General features: G+C 68.7%; 15 protein-coding genes. 6 read left to right on the top strand and 9 right to left on the bottom strand.

What is annotated here, in order from left to right:
- Window positions 1-30 precede the first annotated feature (30 nt).
- Window positions 31-861: a helix-turn-helix transcriptional regulator gene (locus ACNNMR_RS30165; RefSeq protein WP_419997831.1), complete on the bottom strand. Its 831-nt coding sequence runs from the start codon at window positions 859-861 to the stop codon at window positions 31-33.
- A 107-nt stretch (window positions 862-968) separates the two neighbouring features.
- On the opposite strand from ACNNMR_RS30165, the gene ACNNMR_RS30160 reads away from it, so the two are divergent.
- The 3 genes from ACNNMR_RS30160 to ACNNMR_RS30150 are packed head-to-tail and all read left to right on the top strand — an operon-like array spanning window position 969 to window position 3,805.
- Window positions 969-2,315, top strand: a complete 1,347-nt coding sequence (locus ACNNMR_RS30160; protein ID WP_419997830.1) for an FAD-binding oxidoreductase — start codon at window positions 969-971, stop codon at window positions 2,313-2,315.
- An 11-nt stretch (window positions 2,316-2,326) separates the two neighbouring features.
- A complete protein-coding gene (locus ACNNMR_RS30155) occupies window positions 2,327-2,764 on the top strand; it encodes a cupin domain-containing protein (protein WP_419997829.1) in 438 nt (145 codons plus the stop codon).
- 24 nt (window positions 2,765-2,788) lie between these two features.
- Window positions 2,789-3,805, top strand: a complete 1,017-nt coding sequence (locus ACNNMR_RS30150; RefSeq protein ID WP_419997828.1) for a methyltransferase — start codon at window positions 2,789-2,791, stop codon at window positions 3,803-3,805.
- A gap of 16 nt (window positions 3,806-3,821) precedes the next feature.
- Here the strand turns inward: ACNNMR_RS30150 and ACNNMR_RS30145 are convergent, their stop codons facing one another.
- The 3 genes from ACNNMR_RS30145 to ACNNMR_RS30135 all read right to left on the bottom strand — a co-directional run bounded on the left by ACNNMR_RS30145 (window position 3,822) and on the right by ACNNMR_RS30135 (window position 6,178).
- Window positions 3,822-4,556 (bottom strand): SDR family NAD(P)-dependent oxidoreductase, encoded by a 735-nt coding sequence (locus tag ACNNMR_RS30145; RefSeq protein ID WP_419997827.1) that lies wholly within the window; start codon window positions 4,554-4,556, stop codon window positions 3,822-3,824.
- Between the two features lie 125 nt (window positions 4,557-4,681).
- Window positions 4,682-5,281, bottom strand: a complete 600-nt coding sequence (locus tag ACNNMR_RS30140; protein ID WP_419997826.1) for a TetR/AcrR family transcriptional regulator — start codon at window positions 5,279-5,281, stop codon at window positions 4,682-4,684.
- Between the two features lie 69 nt (window positions 5,282-5,350).
- On the bottom strand, window positions 5,351-6,178 hold the full coding sequence (locus ACNNMR_RS30135) for an enoyl-CoA hydratase/isomerase family protein (protein ID WP_419997825.1): 828 nt from the start codon (window positions 6,176-6,178) through the stop codon (window positions 5,351-5,353).
- 120 nt (window positions 6,179-6,298) lie between these two features.
- Here ACNNMR_RS30135 and ACNNMR_RS30130 point away from each other — a divergent pair, with 120 nt between their 5' ends.
- Together ACNNMR_RS30130 and gndA are read left to right on the top strand one after the other, a co-directional pair.
- The gene (locus ACNNMR_RS30130) at window positions 6,299-6,664 is read left to right on the top strand and encodes a winged helix-turn-helix transcriptional regulator (protein ID WP_420000532.1); all 366 of its coding nucleotides are present in this window, start codon (window positions 6,299-6,301) and stop codon (window positions 6,662-6,664) included.
- Window positions 6,665-6,708: 44 nt separating this feature from the next.
- Window positions 6,709-8,172, top strand: a complete 1,464-nt coding sequence (gene gndA, locus ACNNMR_RS30125; RefSeq protein ID WP_419997824.1) for an NADP-dependent phosphogluconate dehydrogenase — start codon at window positions 6,709-6,711, stop codon at window positions 8,170-8,172.
- Between the two features lie 8 nt (window positions 8,173-8,180).
- On the opposite strand, the gene ACNNMR_RS30120 is transcribed toward gndA, so the two are convergent.
- Genes ACNNMR_RS30120 through ACNNMR_RS30105 form a run of 4 tightly spaced genes read right to left on the bottom strand, consistent with a single transcriptional unit; the run spans window position 8,181 to window position 12,526 of the window.
- Window positions 8,181-9,038: a GntR family transcriptional regulator gene (locus tag ACNNMR_RS30120; RefSeq protein WP_419997823.1), complete on the bottom strand. Its 858-nt coding sequence runs from the start codon at window positions 9,036-9,038 to the stop codon at window positions 8,181-8,183.
- A 10-nt stretch (window positions 9,039-9,048) separates the two neighbouring features.
- A complete protein-coding gene (gene pdxA / locus ACNNMR_RS30115) occupies window positions 9,049-10,140 on the bottom strand; it encodes a 4-hydroxythreonine-4-phosphate dehydrogenase PdxA (protein ID WP_419997822.1) in 1,092 nt (363 codons plus the stop codon).
- Window positions 10,137-11,483: a four-carbon acid sugar kinase family protein gene (locus ACNNMR_RS30110; protein WP_419997821.1), complete on the bottom strand. Its 1,347-nt coding sequence runs from the start codon at window positions 11,481-11,483 to the stop codon at window positions 10,137-10,139. The genes pdxA and ACNNMR_RS30110 overlap by 4 nt, the downstream gene beginning before the upstream one ends.
- Window positions 11,480-12,526: a 2-keto-3-deoxygluconate permease gene (locus tag ACNNMR_RS30105; protein WP_419997820.1), complete on the bottom strand. Its 1,047-nt coding sequence runs from the start codon at window positions 12,524-12,526 to the stop codon at window positions 11,480-11,482. Before ACNNMR_RS30105 ends, ACNNMR_RS30110 begins: the two co-directional genes overlap by 4 nt.
- Before the next feature lie 373 nt (window positions 12,527-12,899).
- Between ACNNMR_RS30105 and ACNNMR_RS30100 the strand changes: the two genes are divergently transcribed.
- Window positions 12,900-14,024, top strand: coding sequence for an ATP-binding protein (locus ACNNMR_RS30100; RefSeq protein WP_419997819.1), 1,125 nt, complete (start codon window positions 12,900-12,902; stop codon window positions 14,022-14,024).
- A 1,257-nt stretch (window positions 14,025-15,281) separates the two neighbouring features.
- Here ACNNMR_RS30100 and ACNNMR_RS30095 read toward each other — a convergent pair.
- Window positions 15,282-21,470: a DNA/RNA non-specific endonuclease gene (locus ACNNMR_RS30095; RefSeq protein ID WP_419997818.1), complete on the bottom strand. Its 6,189-nt coding sequence runs from the start codon at window positions 21,468-21,470 to the stop codon at window positions 15,282-15,284.
- Window positions 21,471-21,857: the final 387 nt, after the last annotated feature.

Below are 21,857 nucleotides of genomic sequence, written 5' to 3'. Positions count from 1 at the left end.
CGGCCGCGGTCAGGACTCTCAGGGGAACATTCAGGCCCGCCGGTGACGCTGCGGCTGCGTCCGGCGGAGCCGGTGCAGGACCCGCTCCGTAGGCGATCCGGGGTCGGCTGTGATCAGGGCGACTTCCTGGTCGTCTTCGGGTACGAGCAGGATGTCGCAGTTCAGTCGCAGGATGCCGGCTTCCGGGTGGTCGAGGATCTTGGCGCGGTGCCCGGGGGCGTAGACCGGGTGGGTCTGCCAGATCTGCCGGAACTCTTCGCTGCCGGCATGCAGATCGGCCAGCAGAGCGGTCACCTGCGGGTCGTGCGGGTAACGCTCGGCGGTCCGGCGCAGCCGCGCGACAACGATGTCCGCCTCCTCGTCGCCGGAGCAGCCGTACACCCGCCCCTGGCCCAGAAAGCGGCGCCGGGCCAGGTTCGTCGTCCCGGCCCCGAGGTCGCCGCCGAGCAGCGTCTGGGCCAGGGGATTCCAGGCGACGACGCCGTATAACGCGTCGGTGACGATGGCGCCGGTCTCCGGCAGCCGTTCGAGCATCCGGGCCACGTGCGGGCGCAGCCGGGGCACGGCGTGGCGGCCGGGCGACGCGCTCGAGCCCGCCAGGTGGAACAGGTGGCTGCGCTCCACCGGCGTCAACCGCAGGGCCCTGGCCAGTGCGTCCAGGATCCGGGGCGAGGGCCGCGGTCCGCGGGCCTGCTCCAGCCGCGTGTAGTAGTCGACCGACATGTGGGCGAGCTCGGCCACCTCCTCGCGGCGCAGGCCCGGCGTACGGCGGTCGGTGCCCGCCGGCGTCAGCCCGGCCTCGTGCGGCCGCAGCCCCGCCCGGCGGTTCCGCAGGAAGCGGGCGAGTTCCTGCCGCGCCATGCCGTCTCCTCCCCCCTGCCTGGTACAGACAGTCCCTGGCAGATCAACTACGGCTGGGCAACCGTAGTTGCCATGAACGATCGCACAGTCAGGAGGGAAACAGCTCCATGTCCTCTGCACATGCCGCAGCCGAACTGGCCCGTCGTCTCCAGGAGCGCTTAGGGGCCGAACGTGTGCACCGGCCGGGAGATCCGGCGTATGCCGGCGCAGCGGCGCTCTGGAACGGCGCGGTGACCACGCGGCCGGCTCTGACCGTACGGCCGCGTACAGGCGCGGAGGCCGCCGCGGCGGTGACCGCGGCGCGGGAGTCCGGCTTCGGGCTGTCGGTGCGTGGCGGTGGTCACGACTGGGCCGGCCGGGCCTTGCGCGAGGGAGGCCTGGTCATCGACCTGGGCGAGATGCGTACGGTGCGGGTCGAACGGGACATTGCCGTGATCGGCGGCGGCAGCCTGGCCGGTGACGTGGTCGGGGCCGCCGCGGCGCACGGCGCGAACGTCGCTACCGGGACCGCCGGGGTGGTCGGCATGGCCGGGCTCTCCCTCGGTGGGGGCTATGGCCTCTTGCTGGGCACGGCAGGACTGGCCGCCGACAACCTGCTCGGCGCCGAGGTCGTACTCGCCGACGGCCGGCTCGTCTCGACCGACGACGACCCCGAACTGCTGTGGGCGCTGCGCGGCGGCGGGGGGAACTTCGGGGTGGTGACGTCGATGCGCGTCCGCCTCCACCCCGATCGCGGGCTTGTCGGCGGCATGGTCCTGTTCCCCTGGGACGAAGCGGCGAAGGTGCTGGCCCGGTACGCGGAGCTGACCGCGAGCGCGGCCGAAGGGCTGACCGTCCTGCTCGAATTGACCTTCGTCCCCGACATCGGGCCGTGCCTGCTCGCCGTGCCCGTCTGGTCGGGCGAGCGACGGCACGCCGACGCCGCCATCGACGGCGTCCTGCGGCTCGGCACCCCGATCAGCAGCACGGTCGGCCCGACCACGCAGAAGGAGTTGCTGGCGCAGTTCGACCAGCACGTACCCCGAGGGATGCACTGGGACCTGCGCACCCGCACCATCGCCGCGCTGACGCCCGACATCACCGACCTTCTCGTCGCCTCCGCGGAGGCCCGCCCCGGGCCGGGAGCGGGGATCGGACTACGCCAGTTCCACGGCGCCGCCACCCGCGTCGGCGCCGACGACACCGCCTTCGGCCTGCGCACCGGCCACATCGTCGTCGAGATCTCCGCCGGCCGCGGACCGGACGAGGACGCCGGTGCGTACGGGAATTGGGCCGAAGGCGTCAGGACGGCACTGGAACCGCACGCCCTGCCCGGCGGCTACCCCAACTTCCTCCTTCCGGACCAGCACGACCAGGTCGCGCACGCCTACGGCTCCCACGCGGCACGCCTGCTCGCGGCCAAGCAGTCCTACGACCCCCAGCACATCTTCACCGCCACGCCGCTTCCGAAGTGAAAGAGAGAACGATGCGCAGGACAGCCGGATTCATCGCCACTGGCGCGCTGCTCGCGGGGATGTCGCTGACCGGAGGGACGGTCGCTTACGCAACCCCCGGTGGCCCGGGAGTCACCGGAAAGATCATCTCGCAGGTCACCGTCGGGGGTAAGGACTACATCCTGCGCGAGGTCACCATCCCGCCGGGTCAGGCCACCGGCTGGCATTACCACGACGGCCCTCTCTATGGGGCCGTCAGGCAGGGGACGTTGAGTCACTTTGACGCCAGTTGTGCCTCGGACGGTGTGTACAAGACCGGCAGCACGCTGAAGGAACCGGCCGGCTCCGACCATGTCCACATCGGCCGCAACCTCGGCTCCACGGACGTCGTTCTGGAGGTCCTCTACGTCCTCCCGCACGGCGCCCCCCTCTCCGAGGACGCCCCCAATCCCGGATGCGACTTCCAGTAGCTTCAGCCACCTGAGGAATACCCTGTGAACGACTACAAGACCGGCGACCAGGAAGCGATGATGTCGATCATCACCGCCCAGTGGGTCAGCCAGATAGCACGGACCCTCGCCGAAATGCGGGTCCCCGACCTGCTGCACGAAGCTCCGCGCACACCCGACGAGATCGCCGAGGCCGCCGGCACCCACCCGGAGACGACATTCCGGCTCATGCGCGGGGCCGTCGGGACCGGCCTGGCCGCCTACGACGATGCCTCCGGCCGGTTCACCGCCACGCCCTTGCTCGACCGGCTCCGCACCGACGCGGCCGACTCCCTGCGCAACCTCGCGATCGTCTGGGGCGCCCCCGGACACTGGCGGCTGTGGGGCACCCTGCCCGACGCGGTACGCACCGGAAAAGACCAGGCGGTGGAGACCCTCGGGCAACCCCTGTGGGAGTACTTCAGCGACACCCCTGAGGAAGGCGAGCTTTTCACCCAGGGCATCACCGAACTGTCGCTCCCGATCATCCGGGAGGCAGTCCCGGAGATCGCCGCCGGTCCCGGTGAGACGATCGTCGATCTCGGCGGCGCCACCGGGGCATTCGTGCTCTCCATGCTCGACGGACATCCCGGGACCACCGGCATCCTCTTCGAGCTTCCCCACGTGGTGGACTCCGCCCGCGCGCACATCGAAGCCAGCTCGCTGCACGGGCGGTGCACCGCCCAGGCAGGCGACTTCTTCGAATCGGTCCCGGAAGCCGACATCTACCTGCTGAAGTTCGTCCTCCACGACTGGGACGACACCGCCTGCGCCCGGCTCCTCGAGCGGTGCAGGCAGGCAATGCGGCCCGGCGGACGAGTCGTTGTCGTCGACATGCTGATCGGCCCGGTCTCCCGTCCCGGCCCTGCCGCACTGATGGACGTCAACATGCTCACCCTGCAGCCCGGCCGCGAACGCAACCACGACGACCTCGACCGCCTCTTCACGGCAGCCGGACTCAAACGCTCGAACACCACACCCCTCACCCCTCCGTACTACATCGTCGAAGCCGTCACCTCCTGATACCTGCGCGTATCCGCTACACCTGCGCGTACCCGCCATCGGCGAAGAACTCGGCGCCGTTGACGAAGCTCGCCGCGTCCGAGGCGAGGAATGTCGTCACCGCGGCGATCTCCTCGGGCTCGGCGAGGCGGCCCAGGGGGATGGCCTTTTCGGCCTGCTTGAGCACCTCGGCCGGGACCAGCTCCAGCAGACCCTGGGTGCGGGTGCCGCCCGGCGATACGACGTTGACGCGGAAGCCGCGGGCACGCGAGCTCAGGGCCCAGCCACGGGCGAGGTTGCGCACCGCGGCCTTCGACGCCCCGTAGATCTCAAGCCCCTCGTCGGGCCGCGTCGTGGCGACCGAGCCCGTCAGGATCACCGAGGCGCCGGTATTCAGGTGCGGCAGTGCCTGCTGGAACGTGAAGATCGTGCCCTTGACGTTGGTGGCGAACACGGAGTCGACCACCTCCTCCGTCACCTCGCCGAGCCGAGCAGCGATGCCGATGCCGGCGTTCGCGACCAACACGTCGATACCACCAGCCTGTTCACGCACGGACTGATAGAGCGCGTCGAGCTCTGCGGGCACCGAAACGTCGCACACCACGCCGGTCACGCCGCTGCCGAGCTCGGCGACCGCGGCGTCCAGGGCGTCCTTGCGGCGACCGGTGATGAACACCTGGGCGCCTTCCTCGCGAAACGCGCGTGCCGTGGCGAACCCGATGCCGGTGCCGCCTCCGGTGATCACTGCGACCTTGCCTGCCAAGACGGCCATGCCGTCCTCCTCAATGGTTATGGACCGTTAAGTCAATAACAACCATCACCGAAATGGACCGAACAGTCAAGAACAGGGTCAGGAAGGAGCGACTCCGCAACCCGAGCCGAGCAGGCAGGTGGCTGCTACTGCGGCGTGAGAGCGGGCAGAAGTCGCGCCAGAGCCGACTGCGCTGCCGCGGCGAGGTTGTCGATGTCCACGCCGGTGCGCCCGAGGGCGACGAGGCCGAGCTGGGCGACGAGGACGGCGCGGGCGGTCTCGGCGGGGTCCGCATCGGGGGCGAGGTCGCCTTCACGCCGGGCCCGCTCCAGCGCCTCGGTGAGGATGCCGGTGATCGCGTCGTAGCTGCGGCGGGCCTCGGCGGCCACTTCCGGAGTGCTGGTGGCGAGTTCGGCGCTGCTGTTCGCCAGCAGGCACCCGCGCCGCGCGACCGCCCCGGTGGGGTCGGCGGCCGGGCCGAGCACGAATTCGCGCACCACGTCGATCCCTCGCGCCGCAGACTCCAGGCGCTCGCGCAGCTTCAGCAGGTTCGCGTCGTCGTAGTCACGCAGCACCCGCAGGAACAGGCTGCGCTTGTCTCCGAACGCGCCGTACAGACTGCCCTTGCCGAGCCCACTGACGCGCAGCAGGTCCTCCAGGGACGTCGCCGCGTAGCCCTTGTCCCAGAACTCATCGCGGACAGCAAGGACCACGCGCTCTTCGTCGAACTTGCGAGGACGGGCCATGCCGTCACGATACCGGTTATGGACCGGACAGGCCATAATGGCTGTCGGTCGGCGCCGGGGCGCAGGCCCCTACCCGGCGAGACCGCGGAACAGCCCCTCGAGGTCCCGTTCGCCGTCCCGGGTCTGGGCGCCGCCTGCCAGTCCGGCGCCCATGAGCTGTGCTGTGGCGGGGCGGAATACGAGCCCGGCCCAGGCATCGTTCTCCCGCGCCAGGCCGGCAGAATGATCGCGGGGGACGATGGCCTGCTTGGCTGCCGCGACGACGCCGTCGGGCAGCGCGGCGATGTTGCCGGCGAGGCGGTCTACGAACTCGTCCAACTGGTCGGCGGGGACGGCGCGGTTGACCCAGCCGTACCGCTCGGCGGTCTCGGCGTCCATCAGGTCGGCGCCGAGCACGACCTCCAGGGCACGGTTACGGCCGACACGCTCGGCGAGGTACTGCGTGGCGCCGCCGCCGGGGACGATGCCCATGAGGGCTTCGATCTGACCGAGCCCGGCCGTGCCGATCGCCGCGAACGCCATGTCCGCGGCCGCGACGAACTCGGCTCCCCCGCCGCGCGCCATACCCGCAAGCTTGACGATGGTCACCTGCGGCTGGCGGCGCAGCTGCTCCCCCACCGCCTGGAAGACGTTGACGCCGGCCGGCAGGTCGGCCATGAGCCCGGCGAGGGCGTCCGGAGTGGCGGTCATGTCGACGTGCGCGAGGAAGAAGTCCGGGTCCGCGCTGTCGAACACGATCACGCGCACGGTGCCGTCGCCGGCCAGCGTGGCGAGCAACCGCCGCAGGTCGGCCATGACTTCGACGCTGAGGACGTTGACCGGCGGGTTGTCGATCGTGACGTACGCGACGCCGTCCTTCCGGCTGACCCGCAAGGTCTGGTAGCCGTCACGGCCCATAGCATGTCTCCTAGGTATCCGGCAGGATTCTGGTTCCTGTTGCATACCTACCGTGAAACCGGCTTTGACCTGCGTCAATAACGCACTTCGAGCATCCTAGGGATCGTGGAGGATACCGCCATGACCACATCTGAGGGCGTCTTCCGGTCCGACTGTCCCAGCCGGCCGATCCTCGATCAGATCGCCGACAAATGGTCGATGATGGTGATGGCGGTCCTGGCCGAACCACGCCGGTTCAACGAGATCAAGCGCCGCCTCGACGGCGTCACACAACGCGTCCTCACGCAGACCTTGCGCCGCCTCGAACGCAACGGGATGGTCGAGCGCCGCGTGCTGCCGACCTCGCCGGTCGGCGTCGAATACTCGCTGACCCCGCTCGGCGAGTCCCTGCGCGAGCCGTTCGCCCACCTCTACGACTGGACCGTCACACACGCCCCCGAGATCCAGGCACGCCAGCGAGCCTACGATCAGCGAGCCGCACGCTGACCTCCAGCAGGAGATCATTGACGGAGACAGAGACGGAGACAGGAATGGAGAACAAGGTGGGGACCCAAGGGCAGGCCAATATCGGAGTCGTCGGGCTCGCAGTCATGGGCTCGAACCTCGCGCGCAACCTCGCGAGCCGCGACGGCAACACCGTCGCCGTGTACAACCGCTCCCCGGAGCGCACCGACAGACTCCTGGCGGAGCACGGCGACGCCGGGTTCATCCCGGCGAAGACGATCGAGGAGTTCGCGGCGTCCCTCGCCACGCCCCGTACCGCGATCATCATGGTGCAGGCGGGCAAGGGCACCGACGCCGTCATCGACCAGCTCGCCGGCCTCTTCGAGGAGGGCGACATCATCGTGGACGGCGGCAACGCCAACTTCCACGACACCATCCGCCGCGAGGCCGACCTGCGCGAGCGCGGCCTGCACTTCGTCGGCACGGGCATCTCGGGCGGCGAGGAAGGCGCCCTCAACGGCCCGTCGATCATGCCGGGCGGCTCGGCGGAGTCCTACCGCACCCTCGGCCCGATCCTCGCCTCGATCGCGGCCGTCGCCGAGGGCGAGCCGTGCGTGACCCACGTCGGCACCGACGGCGCGGGCCACTTCGTCAAGATGATCCACAATGGCATCGAGTACGCCGACATGCAGCTCATCGCCGAGTCCTACGACCTGCTGCGCCGGGTCGGCGGCCACGAACCCGAGGCCATCGCCGCCGTGTTCGAGGAGTGGAACGGGGGCGAGCTGGAGAGCTACCTCATCGAGATCACGGCCGAGGTGCTGCGCCAGCGTGACGCGAAGACCGGCGGCCCGCTGGTCGACTCGATCCTCGACGAGGCCGGATCGAAGGGCACCGGCGTGTGGACGGTGCAGAACGCCGTCGGCCTCGGTGTGCCGGTCGGCGGTATCGCCGAGGCGGTCTTCGCCCGCGCGGTGTCCTCCAAGCCCGGCCAGCGGGCCGCCGTACGGCGGGTCGTCACCTCACGGCCCGAGATCCAGCAAGCGGGCGACGGCTTCGAGGACGACGTCCGCAAGGCCCTGTACGCCTCGAAGATCGTCGCGTACGCACAGGGCTTCGACGCCATCATCGCCGGGGCGAAGGAATACGGCTGGGCCATCGACAAGGGCGCGGTCGCCAGGATCTGGCGCGGCGGCTGCATCATCCGCGCGCAGTTCCTCAACCGCATCGTCGAGGCGTACGACAACGACGCCGGCATCACGACGCTCCTGGAAGACCCCTACTTCGCGAAGGCCGTCGCCGACGGCGAGGCGGCCTGGCGCCGCATCGTCGCCAAGGCCGCCCTGTCCGGCATCCCGGTCCCCGGGTTCGCCTCCGCGCTCAGCTACTACGACTCACTCGCCTCCGAGCGGCTCCCCGCCTCGCTCATCCAGGGCCAGCGGGACTTCTTCGGAGCCCACACGTACCGGCGCACCGACGAAGAGGGCGTCTTCCACACCCTCTGGTCGGGCGATCGCACGGAGATCGCCACCGAGCCCTCCACACACTGAGGGCGCGGTCAGCCCAGCAGGCTCCGCAGTTCCTCGGCGAGTTCGCGGGCCCTGGCCAGGTCGGCCGGTGCCGGTGCCGCCGCTGAGGGTGGGCCGGGCGGGTCCGGCGCGGCGTCCAGTGCGCTGACGCTCACCGTCTCCGTCGTCTCGGACACGTCGATGTCGAACACCACGCGGTCGGCCCGGTGCCAGGTGCTGAACCACTCCAGCGCGCGCCCGTGCTGGTCGGTGGTCTCGCCCTCAAGCAGCAGCAGCGGGCCGCCCGGCTGCGTCCCCAGCGCCTCCGCGAGCATGTCGTCGGCCGCCACCGCGCGGACCTGGCGGCGTCCGCTGACCGGGCGCAGGCCGTACTCCTCGGTGAGCAGCCGGTGCAGCGACGCGTCCGTCAGCGACTCGGCGCGCAGGCCCGGCACCCGGGCGGCAGGCAGCCAGGTGCGTACGTACGAGAGCGGGTCGCCGTCGGCGAGGCGAAGGCGTTCGAGCCGCAGCGTGTCCGAGGTATGCAGGAACGCCTGGGCGCGGGGCGGCGGGGTGTCGGCGCGCAGGGTGCGGACGATCGTACGCAGCTCCTGCCCGCTGCCGGCGAACTGCTCGAACAGCCCGGTCGCCCGCTGGACCAGCCGCCGGTACTCCGCGGGCGACGCCACCAGCGTCGGCCGGCCCTGCCGGCGTATGACCAGGCCGTCGGCGGCCAGCGAGGCCACCGCCTGGCGCACCACGCTGCGCCCGACGCCGAAGGCGGCGCACAGTTCGGCCTCGCTCGGCAGGGGCGTGCCGGGCGACAGGTCGTGGCCCAGGATCTGCTGGCGCAGAGACTGCGCGACCTGCTGGTGCAGTGGCCGCGGGTCACTTCGATCGACACCCATTGGCGGAAGTTTACGAGCCCGCGCCCGGCCGCTCCGCGGTGGCCGTGGCCGCCGCGGCTGCCTCGCCCGCCCGGGCGGTCTGCCATACCTGGTGCCAGCCCGGCGCCAGCTCGGCGGCGCGCCGGGTGGCCAGTACCAGGCTCGCCTCCCGGGCGATGCCCTGGCCCGCGATGTCGAACGCGGTGCCATGGTCGACGGAGACCCGGACGACGGGCAGGCCGACGGTGATGTTGACACCGTCGTCGCCGAAGACCGCCTTGAAGGGGGCGTGCCCCTGGTCGTGGTAGCAGACGACGACGAACTTCCACTTGCCCCTGACGGCCGCGGGGATCAGCGCGTCGGCGGGCAGCGGCCCGACCGCGTTGATACCCGCCGCCTTCGCCTCCTCGACCGCCGGCGCCAGCACGTCGGCGTCCTCGTCGCCGAAGAGCCGGTTCTCGCCCGCGTGCGGGTTGAGCCCGGCGACGCCGATCGGCTCCTCGGGCCGGCCGAGGGCGCGGGCGAACGAGCCGGTCAGGCGCAGGACGTTGGCGGTACGGGCCGGGGTGACGCCCGCGATGGCGTCGGTGAGGGACACATGCGTGGTGAGGTGGAAGAAGTACAGCTCACCCGCGGAGAGCACGAGGCTGAAGTTCTTGACGCCGAACTCGTGCGCCAGCAGCTCGGTGTGCCCCGGCCACAGGTGCCCGCCGGCGTGCATGGCGGCCTTGTTCAGCGGCGCGGTGACGATGCCGTCGACCAGGCCCTCGCGGGCCAGGGCACAGGCGCGCATCACGAAGCGGGCTGAGCCATCGCCCGCCGCCGCGCTGAGCTCGCCGTACGGGACCGCGCCCAGGGACGGCCCGTCCTGCACCAGCTCGATGGTCCCCGGCGCGTTCACCGCGTCCCGCGGGGAGTCGATGACGCGTACGGCGGCGGGGTCCTCGCCGATCAGCTCGACGGCCTTGCGTACGGCGTCGGCGTCCCCGATCACGACCGGCCGGCAGATGGTACGCAGCTCGTCGTGGTGCAGCAGCGTACGGGCCGTGATCTCCGGTCCGATTCCGGCCACGTCGCCCAGGGTGAGGGCGAGCGTGGGCAGCTGCGGGTGCGGGTCGTTCACCGGTAACTCCTCATCGTTTTTGCGTTCGTTGTGGTGCGTACCGCTGTGCGTACCGCTGCCGCGGCTCTGATCAGCACATCGGGGCTGCCGAAGCCGCCGGCCTTGGTGGCCACCGGCAAGCCGGCCACCGGGCCGCCGACGACGGTGCCCAGCGGCACGCCCGGCTCGACGGTGCCGTGCAGCCGGATGCCGGTCCCGTCGAGCCGCTCCAGGACGGCGCGGGCGCCGTCGCCGCCGGTGGCGACAAGACCGGCGACGGCGCCCGCCGCCACCGCCTGGGCGGCGGCATCGGCGAGGCGGCTGGCGACGAGTCCGGGGGCGATCGCGGTGGCGGGGGTGCCGCGGTCGGGAGCGGCGGTGTCGCGGTCGGGAGCGCTCAGCAGCAGCGCGGACGGGTGCGCGGCCGCCGACTTCCGTACCCGGGCGGTGAAGTCCGCCCAGGCGTCGGCGTCGGTGAGTTCGTGTGCGGTGGGCTGGAGTCGCTCGGCACCGTGGGCGGCGAGGGCTTCGGCCTGCGTGCGGGAGGCGTCGTGCAGGCTCGTCACGACGACGAGGGCGGTGCCCGCGGGGACGGGTGGCTTGGGCTCGGGGCGTGGGCCTGGGCGGATGTCCGGTGCTTCCCCGGTCCCCCCAGTCCCCCCGGTCCGCCACCGGGCGGCCAGCGGACCTGCCAGTCCCGCGGAGCCCACGGGGAGCGCCTGCTCACCGAGCTCGACCACCGTACGCGCGATCCGGTCCAGGTCCTCGTCGCCGGCGGCGTCGAGCACGACGACGCGACTGCCCGCCGCGCATACCGCGTCGGCCCAGGACGCCGGCGTCCCCCGCGGGGCGAGGCGTACGAGCGGCGCGTCGAGCAGCGTCGGCAGGTGGCTGACCGTCACGGGCGTCACCGGGTCCCGGCCGACCGACGTCTCACTGACCGGGCGGCCGTCGACCAGCAGTGTGCCGTCCACGACAGTGCGGCCTACGGCCGGGAACGCGGGGCACACGAGCGCGATGGCACCGGGTGCGAGCACGTCCAGAAGGGCGTCGGTCTCAGCGCGGACGGGGCCACGCAGCGTCGAGTCCACCTTCTTGAAGACATGCCGCACCCCGTGGCGCAGCAGCCCGGTGGCGGCCCGGCGCACCTGGTTCGCCGCCTCGGCCTCCGGGAGGGCGCGGGAGTCCGTGGTGACGGCGACCACCGAGGCGTCACCACCGTCGCTCCCATCCGTCGCGCCGCTGCCCTCGGCCGAGCCGTCGCGCAGCCGGAGCACGGCGGGCCGGCCCGCGTGGGCGAACTGGACGGCGGTGTCCCCGGCGCCGGTGAGGTCGTCGGCGATGATCGCCACGTCGTACCTCATGCGCGCTGCTCCTGGCTGGTGTCGGTTGGAGTGTCGGTTTCCGTGTCGCCCAGGGTGCCGCCCGTAGTGTCTGCCGGTCGCAGAGCCCCCGCCCGCTTCAGCGCGTACGCGGCGAGCAGCGGCGCGACGATGGCCGTGACCAGGGCCGACGCCGCGACCTGGGCCGTGGCGGTGCCGACGTACTCCTCGAAGCGCGGGTCAGCGGCGGCCACGACCGCCGGGGTGGCGATGGCGTTGCCGGCGGTGGTGCCCGCGGCGAAGCCCATGCCGGACATGGAGCCGCGGCGCAGGATGTACCGGTAGCCGAGGTAGACCAGGAAGCCCGTGAACGGCGCGATGATCAGTCCGAGGAGCAGGCCGGTCACGCCACCGGTGACGATGTCGCCGAGGTCGATGCCGGTGCCGAGGGAGAACGCGAAGAACGGGATCACGATGTTCGGCACCGGCTGGACGACCTTGCGCCACTCGTTGTCGATGTTGCCCACCAGCACACCCAGCACGAACGGCACGATCGCGCCGAGCAGGGCGAGGAACGGGATGTCGCCGAGGCCGGAGGCACCGAGGAACAGCAGGGTCAGGAACGGGCCGTCGTTGACGGCGCTGGCGACGTACGCGCCGCGGTCCCGCTCGTCCCCGTACTGCCCGGAGAAGGCCAGCCACAGGCCGCCGTTGCTGTTGTCCATCGACGCGAGCAGGGCGAGCAGCGAGACGCCGAGCAGGCCGTCGAGGCCGACGAACAACCCGAGCACCACGACCAGCGTGGCTGGGACCAGGCTCTTCATCAGCAGCACCGCACCCGCATGGGCCAGGATCGGGCCGCCGGTGCGGAAGGAGACCTGGGTACCGGTCGCAAAGATCAGCAGCGCGATAAGCGGGAGCGCGCTGTCCTGGAACAGTGCGGTGGTGAAGCTGCCGATCTCCAGGGCACCGGAGGCGAAGGTGCCGAAGACGGCCCCCAGGACCAGCGGAATCAGCATCAGCCCGCCAGGTATGCGCTGCATCGTGGCGAACAGGGGGACCCGGGACTTCTCTGGACCACTCACGCCAACCTCCTCGTCGGCATCAGTCACGGCGCCTGCGCCGCACTTGTACGTACATGCTGTGCGTACAAGATGCCACACCAGCCCGGGCCAGGGAAAGAGCCCCCGCCCCGCAAGCCGCCGACCGCATTCGCCACACCGGCAGGATCAGCGCAAGCCAGCGGGTCAGGCCGGTGTTCGCCACGATGCCGGAGGCGCCTTGATTTCCCCGCCCTCGAAGCGGCGAGCGGGAATGAAGCCACCGCGACCCTCGCTGCTGGGTACGCCCGAGATTCGCTGTCACGGCGACGTGCGGCTGTTCGACCGTCACTCGGCCGTCCACATGACCGTCACTCCTCCGGCTGAATGACCACAGATAGGCCGTCCAGGTGACCACATGCCGCGGCAGTCGGGGGGTGCGCGGCAGGCCGGGAAGTCGACGCTGACGCGGATGACCGCGATGGGCCGGGACGGGGCGGTCGTCCGTCTCCTCGACGACGCTGCGACCCTGCGTGCCGCCAAGGACGACCCCGCCGGCTTCGTCGAGCACGACTCGCTGATGCTCATCGATGAGATTCAGCTGGCCCCCGAGCTGCTGAGCGCCGTCAAGGTGGCCGTCGACCTCGACCCAACACCCGGACGCTTCCTGCTCACCGGGTCCTCGCGCATCCTGGCCATGCGGACGCTGCCGGACGCACTGCCCGGCCGGATGGAGGTCATCGAACTATGGCCACTGTCCCAAGGGGGGCTGCACGGCGGTCCCGACCGATTCATCGATGCCGCCTTCGCCCACGGCCCTACCCTGAGCCACAGCTCCGAGCTGCGTAAACGTGACTACCTCGAGCGGGCGGTGGCCGGCGGATTTCCCGAAGCGGTCAGGCGCACTCCCCGCCGGCGCTCCGCGTTCTTCAACGCCTACCTGTCCACCCTGATCGAACGCGATGTCATGGAACTCGCCAGCATTGAGCGGCACGGCGAGCTGCTGAAGCTGCTCGGACTGCTGGCCGGCCGCACCGGCGGGCTCCTCGTCCCGGCAGCCCTCGCCGGTCCTTCCGGCATTCCCCGTACGACGCTGGTGCGCTACCTGGAGCGGCTCGCCTCGGTCTTCCTTGTCAAGACCGTGCCGGCCTGGGCCTCGGGCCGGACGGGGCGAGCTGTTGGCACGGGGAAACTTGCCTTCGTCGACACCGGCATCGCCGTACTGGAGAACTTCGCCGTGATGGAACTCGCCCGACAGCTGAGCTGGTCCGAACAGCGGGGCCGCCTGTACCACTACCGCACCAAGGACAAGCTGGAAGTGGACGCAGTCATCGAAACGCCGCGCGGCGACGTGATCGGCGTCGAGGTCAAAGCCGGAGCTACGGTACGCACCGACGACCTCGCCGGACTTCGCAATCTGGCCAGACTTCTCGGCGACCGCTTCATCGCCGGCTATGTGCTGTACACCGGGCAGCAGACCCTGCCCTTCGGCGACCGCATCCGCGCCCTACCCATGGACGCACTCTGGCACCTCGATCGGTAGCGACTCTCGGCACTAGCCGCATCCGGCACATGATGAGCACGGCCTCGAGGGCTGCGCCGGCCGGCGGACTCAAGACTGCAAACCAGGGTGGAGCCGAGCCGCTCGACGCCCTGCCCCAGACAACGGTCGCCCTCGAGGAGCTCACCCTCCGGGTCGTCGTCCCGGCGTGCGAGACCCGGCAGATCAAAGATCCGTCGTTCGGCAGATTTAAAGGCATGGGCACGGCAGATTTAAATTCGCTGCCATCGTGGACGGCGAGCGCGGTGCAGACAGCTATCTCCCCCGCCGAGCGGCGGATCTCGTGGGCGAGGCCTGACAGACACACGGGTCGTCGTACTCAACGGTGCACGCTATGTCGGCAAGAGCACTCTCGCGGAGCGCGCTGCGCTCCGGCGAAGGCGGGCTCGCCCGCTACCTCGACAACCCCGGCAAGTGTGCCGCTGCCGAACTGGCCATACATCTCGCCCTTGGCGAAGGGCACGAGCACCACGATGGCCCAGTCCCAGCTCGCCAGGGCCCGCCGTCCACGAAGCTCCTTGCGTTGGTTGGAAGTTGGCACTCCCCGTAACCGCGAGGAGCTTCGCAGCGTCAGGGGCGCGGGGCCATCAGCTGCCGCGCCGTTCACCGTCACCGAGCACGATGAGATCTGCTCAGTGGCCCATCATGTGTGAATGCAAACACGAGATGGGCCACTACGGAGGAGCTTGCACCCCTACCTACCATCAATAACCTTTGACGGATGGGGACGACCCGGGGAAGTCCGGTGGCAGCCCATCAGGCGCCACCTCTCCACTGACCAGCCCTGCGAGATAGCTGGTCAAGGATCCATCAAACTCTACCCAGTCCCCGTTCCGACCGGCGATCACTACCGTCCATTTACTGCCGTCCGATCCAAGGGTGCGCCAGTAGAACCTATCCCCATCGATCGTCTCCCCCCAGGGCAGCAACCCATGGTTCTCGGGGTAAGGAGCGTACCCGCCAGCGGCGTCAGCGCTGCGGAGTTCTTCGAGATCCCGCAAGTCTCTCTGGAGGCTTGCGACGTATCTCCTTTCCATTCCTGGCCTGGGGAGACGGACGCTGAGGAAATCATCGATCGCGAACGAACTGTAATGCTCGCTGAGATCCATAAAGTCCGGCGGCAATCCCGTTCCCAGGCTCTCCGAGATATGGACCCAGTCGATATCTCGAGGGTGATCAAGACGGATTGACGCGAGAGCAGGGAGCACCCGTTCAAAGTCACCTAGGCTCACATCTCTCCTACGGCTCATTGGGTAGCGTCACGCTGAACAGCGGACCGTCCGCTGTGAACGCTGTCATTCGAATGGCTGTCGGCAAGTTCTCGTCACCGTTTCCGTACACGAGCTTTCCAGAGTACGTGACAGGCTTCTGCGCGGCAAGGGCCTTTGCCATCTTGGTCTCGTACTTTGTCATCCCTGGATGGTTCAGCCTGCGGTATCCAGTGAAGATATTTTCCCTCCTCCATTCCCCATGGAACCGGTCGCCTACTATGTGGCTTCTATGGAATACGTCGAGCCCGTCGTCGTCTTTCTTGAATTCGTAGCCGGGAGGATCCCAAGTCCCCTTGCGCTGGCCACGGCTTTTGGCCGCTTTGAGGTCGCTGGGACAGATGAGCGCGGTAGCCCCGGCGGCCCCACCAGCCTCGTTCAGGGGTTGATATTGGTAACGCTCCTCTCGCGACATAGCCTCGCATCTGATCTTGTCGAGTACGGAGCCGATCTTCTTTCCGTTGCCGAACCCGACCAGGCTGGCAAGGGCACGCCCAATCTTGAAAAGTTTGTCCGCTTTGGTGACCCCTCCGGTCCCGGGGGGAGCAATGACTCCAATCTTCGGCTTGGCTATCTTGTTCCGGGGATCGGCGACGATGTCGTTTACTGTCGGCTTCCTCTTAACTGATTCAGAATCCGCAGTGACAACTCCACCTTTGCAGTTCCTCAGTGCGCCTGTGGCGCATTCGAAGGAGGCGTGGCCGTCGATCTCGATCCTGCCGATGGGGTTCCCACTGCCGAATGCGTACCGATTCCCAGTCAGTGGGTCCAAATCGAGCGACATGTCCCGCGTGGCGCCGTTGTACATGTCCCGGGTGGTGAAGCGGTTCAAGTCCGGGCTGTAGTCGCGAAAGCCCATGTCGTACGTGCGGGATGAGGCGTCCCAGCGCTTGGAGTTGAAGCGGTAGGCGTTGTACGGCTCCTTGGTCGGATCCGCGTCGGCGGGTTTGTCGATGCCGGTGAAGTCCGCCTTGTTGTCGGTGCCGTAGCCGGTGTATCCGTAGGTGGCGACGGGGTTGCCGTCCGTTCCCGTGAGGGTCTCGACGTCGGTGTGGGAGTTGTAGCCGTAGTAGGCATCCTCCGCAGCGGCGCCGTCAGCCCCGTGCTTGACCTGCGAAAGCCGTTCGCCCCACGGGCTGTACTGGTAGGACTTGGTGAGCTTGCCGGCGACCTCTTCGTCCAGCACCTCACCCGACATTCCGAGATAGTTGAAGTCGGTCGTCTTGCCGCCCTCGGTCTTGGAGGACGTGCGGTCCAGCGGGTCATAGCCGTACCGCGTGTTCTTCATCGAGCCGGAAGCCGCATCCAGCTTCCCGTGCTCCACCACGCGGTCGAAGCCGTCGTACGTATTGCGCTCGATCACCGTGTCGCCGGAAGTCACCGACTCCTGGCGGCCGAACGGGTCGTACTGGTACGACACCGACCCCTCGGGCGTCGTCGCCTTCAGCAGCCGGTTGCGGTCGTAGCCGAAGGTCGTGGTCTTGCCCTTGATGGTCTGGGAGACGACATTCGCGTTGTCGTCGTGGACGTACGTCTCCGTGCCGGCTCCGTGGCCCGACCTCACCGACTTTGCGAGGCGGTCTGCCGGATCGTAGGTGTAGTCCGTTGTCGACGACAGATAGGCGTAGTTGTCGTCGGCGTTCATCTTCTTCGCGATGTCCTGCGCCTTGTTGCCGTTGGCGTCGTAGGCGTAGTCGTGCGAGGAGACGAGCGTGCCGTCCGGCTGCTTCTTTTCTTCCTGGGTGTTGAGTGACCCGTCCCGGTAGTAGGTGTAGTCGACCTTGTTCTTGTTGGCCTTGATCTCTTGGCTCTTCTGGCCGCGCCACGTGTAGTCGTACGTCGTGACCTTCGGCGAGGCATCGGAGGCGCTGGTGCCGACCGAGACGGTGTCAACCAGGTCGCGCAGGTCGTAGGTGTACTTGCTGTACTGGTCGGGGTGGGTCTGCGTCTCGACCTGGCCGTTGTCGTCGTACGTGTAGGACGTCGACTTCTTCTCCTCGCCGGCCAGCGCTTCGAGGACCTTCGACACCTGGTTCAGGCCGGTGTACGAGATCGTGTACGCGTCGATCTTCGTGCCGGTCGAGGTGTCGTCGATCGAGCTGAGGTTGGCGTTGACGTCGTAGCCGTACGCGAAGCGCTTGCGCTCGGTGTCCGCGTCGGCGGAGTTGTCGCGGACGAGCTTGACCTGCTCGGCGTCGGCCTTGAGCGTGGTGATCTCGTCCTGCTGGTACTTCTTCTTCTCAGCGAGCTTGGCCCACTTCGCACCCACCGCGCTCTGCGCGTAGGCCGTATACGTGCCCGACTCGGGGATCGTCAGCTTCCAGGCACGCTCGTCGCCGCCACCAGCGCGAGCCGTCCCCGTCTTGACCGACTGGGATTCGGCGCCGAGGACCTCGTTCTTGCCGACCGGAATCCCGTCGTCGTCGCGCGACTTGAGCTTGCCGTCGGGGTAGTAGCCCCACCGCATGGTCCGGCTCGAGGAGCCCGCGGCCGAGGTGAGTTGGCGTGCCGACTGCAGCCCGAGGGCCGAGTAGTCGTAGGTCGTGGTGATGTTCCACGAGTCCGTGGACTTCTTCACCCAGCCGTTGTCGAAGTAGTCGTAGGTGGTGTCGTTGCGGGTGGTCTCGCCCTCCGATGGGGGCATCGACACCTTGTCGACTCTGCCGACCGCGTCGTATGACGTCTCCGTCCAGACCTTGCGGTTGTAGCGGGGGTCCTTCGGGTCGTACGGCTGGATCTGGCGCGCCGGACGGTTCAGGGCGTCGTACGTCGTCTCGGCGATGAAGTCGTCGGGCTCGTCGGTGTCCACGCCGCGCGGCGTGATCACCTTGACCTGGTTGCCGACCTCGTCGTACCCGAACTTCGTCTCACGAATGATGTCCGCGGTGTGCGGGACCTGGACGACCGCGAGCTTGCCGCGCTCGTCGTAGTGGTTCTTGGTGGTGTTGTTCTCCTGGTCGGTCGTGGAGACGACCAGCGAGTCCTTGTCGTAGGACTGCTTTACGGTGCGGCCCTCGGCGTCCGTGACCGCGACGACGCGGTGGTTGTGGTCGTAGTCGGTCTTGGTGGTGTAGTCGTCCGGGTCGGACGAGGCGTTCTTCTTCGGGTCGATGACGCGGGCGACGTTGCCGACGCTGTCGTAGAGGTATCTGACCTTGTCGTTCTCGGCGTTGACGACCTCGGTGAGCTGGTAGATCTCGTCGTAGACGTTGGTGGTGACGTAGTCCTTCGGGTCGGACGGCGTCGCCACTCCCTTCGGCTCGGTCGTCGTCCGTAGGTTGCCGACCTTGTCGTAGGTGTAGCGGGTGCGTCGCTCGTTCGAGGCGTCTGTGTCCTTGGGCGCTGTGGCCTCGGTGATCTGGTCGGCCTTGTCGTAGCTCGCCGTCCATATCGCGCCGTTGGGCGCCGTGGACTTGGTGACGTTGTCGTTGGCGTCGTACACAGGTGCCGGGGTCGTGATGAAGTCTCCGGCCGCCTGGTCCTTGGGCACCCGCGAGACCAGCGGCCGACCGAAGGTGTCGTACGACTGCGTGGACTGCTTGCCGAGCGCGTCCGTGACCGACCGGACGAGACCGCGCTCGTCGTAGTGGGTCTTCGTGACCTTGCTCAGCGCGTCGGTCGTCGTTCCCGGGTAGCCCGAGGGCTGGAAGTTCTGGTACGTGGTCGGGTTGCCGTTGGCGTCCGTAGCCTTGGTGAGCTGCCCGTACGCGTCGTAGTCGTAAGACGTCGTGTAGTCGCCGGCCTCGGAGGATGCGACGCCCTTGGGGTCGGTGACCGTCTTCAGGTTGCCCTTGGCGTCATAGCCGAACTGCCAGGTGCGGCCCTCCGCCGACGTCTTCTTGACCAGGTCGGCCGCGTAGCCGTCCGCGCGGGTCCGGTATTCGTAGCGCACCGAGTGGGCCGGTGACTTGTCCGGCGCGCAATCACCCGCCGACGGCAGGCCGCCCTTGTTCTCCTCCGCCGAGCGCTCCCACAGCGGGTAGCCGGTCTTCGGGTCGTAGCAATACGCCGTCTTCGCCCCGTTGGCCTCCTCCAGGACGGTGACGTTGTTGTCGCTGTCCCAGGTCAGCTTCGTGGCCTGGCTCTTGGCGTCGACGGCCTTCACCGGCCGGTCGCCGGAGTCCGTCTGGTACGTGGAGGCGTGCTGCTCGGCGTCGGTGACCTTCGTCTCGCCGCCGCCGCCCGAGATCTTCTTGTACGCGAAGTCCGTCCGGGCGTCGAGGCGGTCGGTGATGTCCTTGGTCGACCAGCGGTAGTCGGTCTCCGCGGTGACCGAGTAGCCGAGGCGGGTGGCATTGCGGAGCGGATCGGTGACCTTGGTCAGCTTCGCGTTTTTGCTGCCCTGCTCGGCGTCGTAGGTGAACGAGAACTCCTTCGGCTGGGAGGCCCCGTCACCGTCGGTGATCCGGCCCAGGTGCCCCTTCTCCGTATAGAGGAAGGAGACTTTGCGGCCCGAGATGTCGGTGACCGACTTGAGGTGACCGTAGATCGCGGGGTTCCACAGGTTGGTTCCCGAGACCTTCTCGCCCTGGGCGTTGAGGTAGTCGTACGTCGCGTCGCCGTGCCGGTAGTAGTCGAGCTTCATCGTGCTGCGACCGGACGGGTCCTTGATCTGCGTGAGGAACTTGACCTTGCGGTTCCCGTAGTTCTGCAGCTCGTATTCGTAGGTCTGGGTATTGCCGTTCTTGTCCACGACCGATGTCAGGTAGCCGTCGCAGCCAATGACGAAGCGGGTGCCGTCCGGGCGCGTCATCGTCCAGGCGTCGGGGACCTCGGCGGCGGCGCTCACGGCGCATGACGCGGGAGCGCCTGCCTTCGCGGTGAGCCGGTAGTGGTAGCCGGGTGCGGGCTTCCAGCTGCCGTCGGCCTGCTTGCGGAAGGTCTGCTGGGTGCCGTCGCCGTCGACGACGTACGCCTCGGTCGGGTTCGTATCCGGGTGCACGTCCAGCGCGCCGCCGAGCCGCAGCGGCCCGGACATCTGCGCCGACCAGCCGTGGCCGAGTTGGCTGTCGGAGGTGTCCTGTGCGTTGTACGTCAGCCGCGCGAAGGTGTTGATGCCGCGGCCGGGGTTGTTGAACACGTTGTAGGACCAGGCGGCGTTGCCCGACCCCAGGTTGGACATCAGCGTCGAGCCGGCACCGGTGTCCTCGCCCGTGTAGGCGTGGTAGTTCTCCAGCCCGAGGCGGTCGGCGGTCGGGTCCTCGACGGCCGTCTTCTGCGCCAGACCGCCGATGCCCGGCTTCTCGGAGAGCCAGGAGCCGTCCGCCTTGTTACGTACATCCCAGGTCAGCGTGTAGCCCGCGCGCCGGTTTCCGTCCACCGCCGGCGCCTTGGCGGTGGCTTTCACGGTGGCGGAGGCCCCCGGAGCCAGCGCGGGAATATCGGCCTTGAGCTGATTGGCGGCACTCGTCGCATCCGAACCGTCCGGGTGCGACCACCGATAGCTCAGCTCACGCTCGCCGGCGGGCCACGCGGCATCGGTCGTATTGGTGACCGTGACGTCGACCGGATAGGTGTTGGCCGCCGTCATACGGGTCGGAGTACCGGGCGCGTAGTAGGTGTCCCATGGGTTGGGCTGCGCGGTAACGACACGCAGCTCGGCCGGGCCGGCGACGTCCGCTCCGCTGCTGGTCTCCTCGGCGGGTCCGACCAGGACTCCCTTATTGGACTTCGGAGTCTTCACCCACTGGTGCGCCAGCGACGTGACGTCCAGGGTCAGAGCCTTGCCGCTGACCTTGCCGTCGGCGAAGACAGGGGCGAGCTCACCCGGATTCCTCTTGGTGGCCTTCTCCTTCAGGGGGTGGAGTTCATACAGCGCATCCCGCTTGCCCGCCCTGCTCGCGTCCGGCAGCTGAAGGCTCAGCCGTGCCCCCAGGATCTGCGCCTTCTTGGGAATCTTGGAGGTAGGGAACTCCAGAACCGAACCGGTCTCCCCGGAAACCCTCGCGGCATCCGAACGATCCGCCTCAATCACGCGCACGGTGTGCCCCGGCTTGGGGACCCCCACGCGCAATGCCGCCGAGCCGAGCAGCCGGCCGTCCTTGGTCCGGGCCAGGACACGGTACGAATAGTGGCGCCCGATCTCCGCGGCGCTTGCGGCCGGCGTCGGCTCGGCGGTGGTGTCCTTGAAGCGCGTTGCCCCCTTCCCGAGCTTGGCCATGAGAGTTGACGTCGTCGGCTTGAAGTCCGACCGGGTGGAGCGATGCACCTCGTAGGCGACGATCTCGGATTTACTGCCAGTGGACTTTGCCTTGCGCCAGGACAGTTCAGGTCCCGTTCCACGTACCACCGTTGGCTTATTGAGGGTGGCGCTATCGGCCCCGTACGTGACCTTCAGGCGCGGGGAATTCTGCGGGTAGCTGCGCTTGGGTGGATCAGGTGGCGGGTCGCTGCGGGCGACATGCCTGCCTCGATCTGCCTGTTCGGGTAACGCGTCGGGCGCCGCGAAGGCGACCTGGGGCAACATGACGCCCAGAACTCCCGAGGCGATGAGGCCGGCGAGCAGCCGGCGATGGCCAATTCTCACTGTGCCAACTACCTCTCTGCC

This window comes from Streptomyces boninensis, assembly GCF_048572725.1.
In the GTDB taxonomy this organism is placed as follows: Bacteria; Actinomycetota; Actinomycetes; order Streptomycetales; family Streptomycetaceae; genus Streptomyces; species Streptomyces boninensis.
This window is presented reverse-complemented; position numbering and strand designations above follow the sequence as displayed.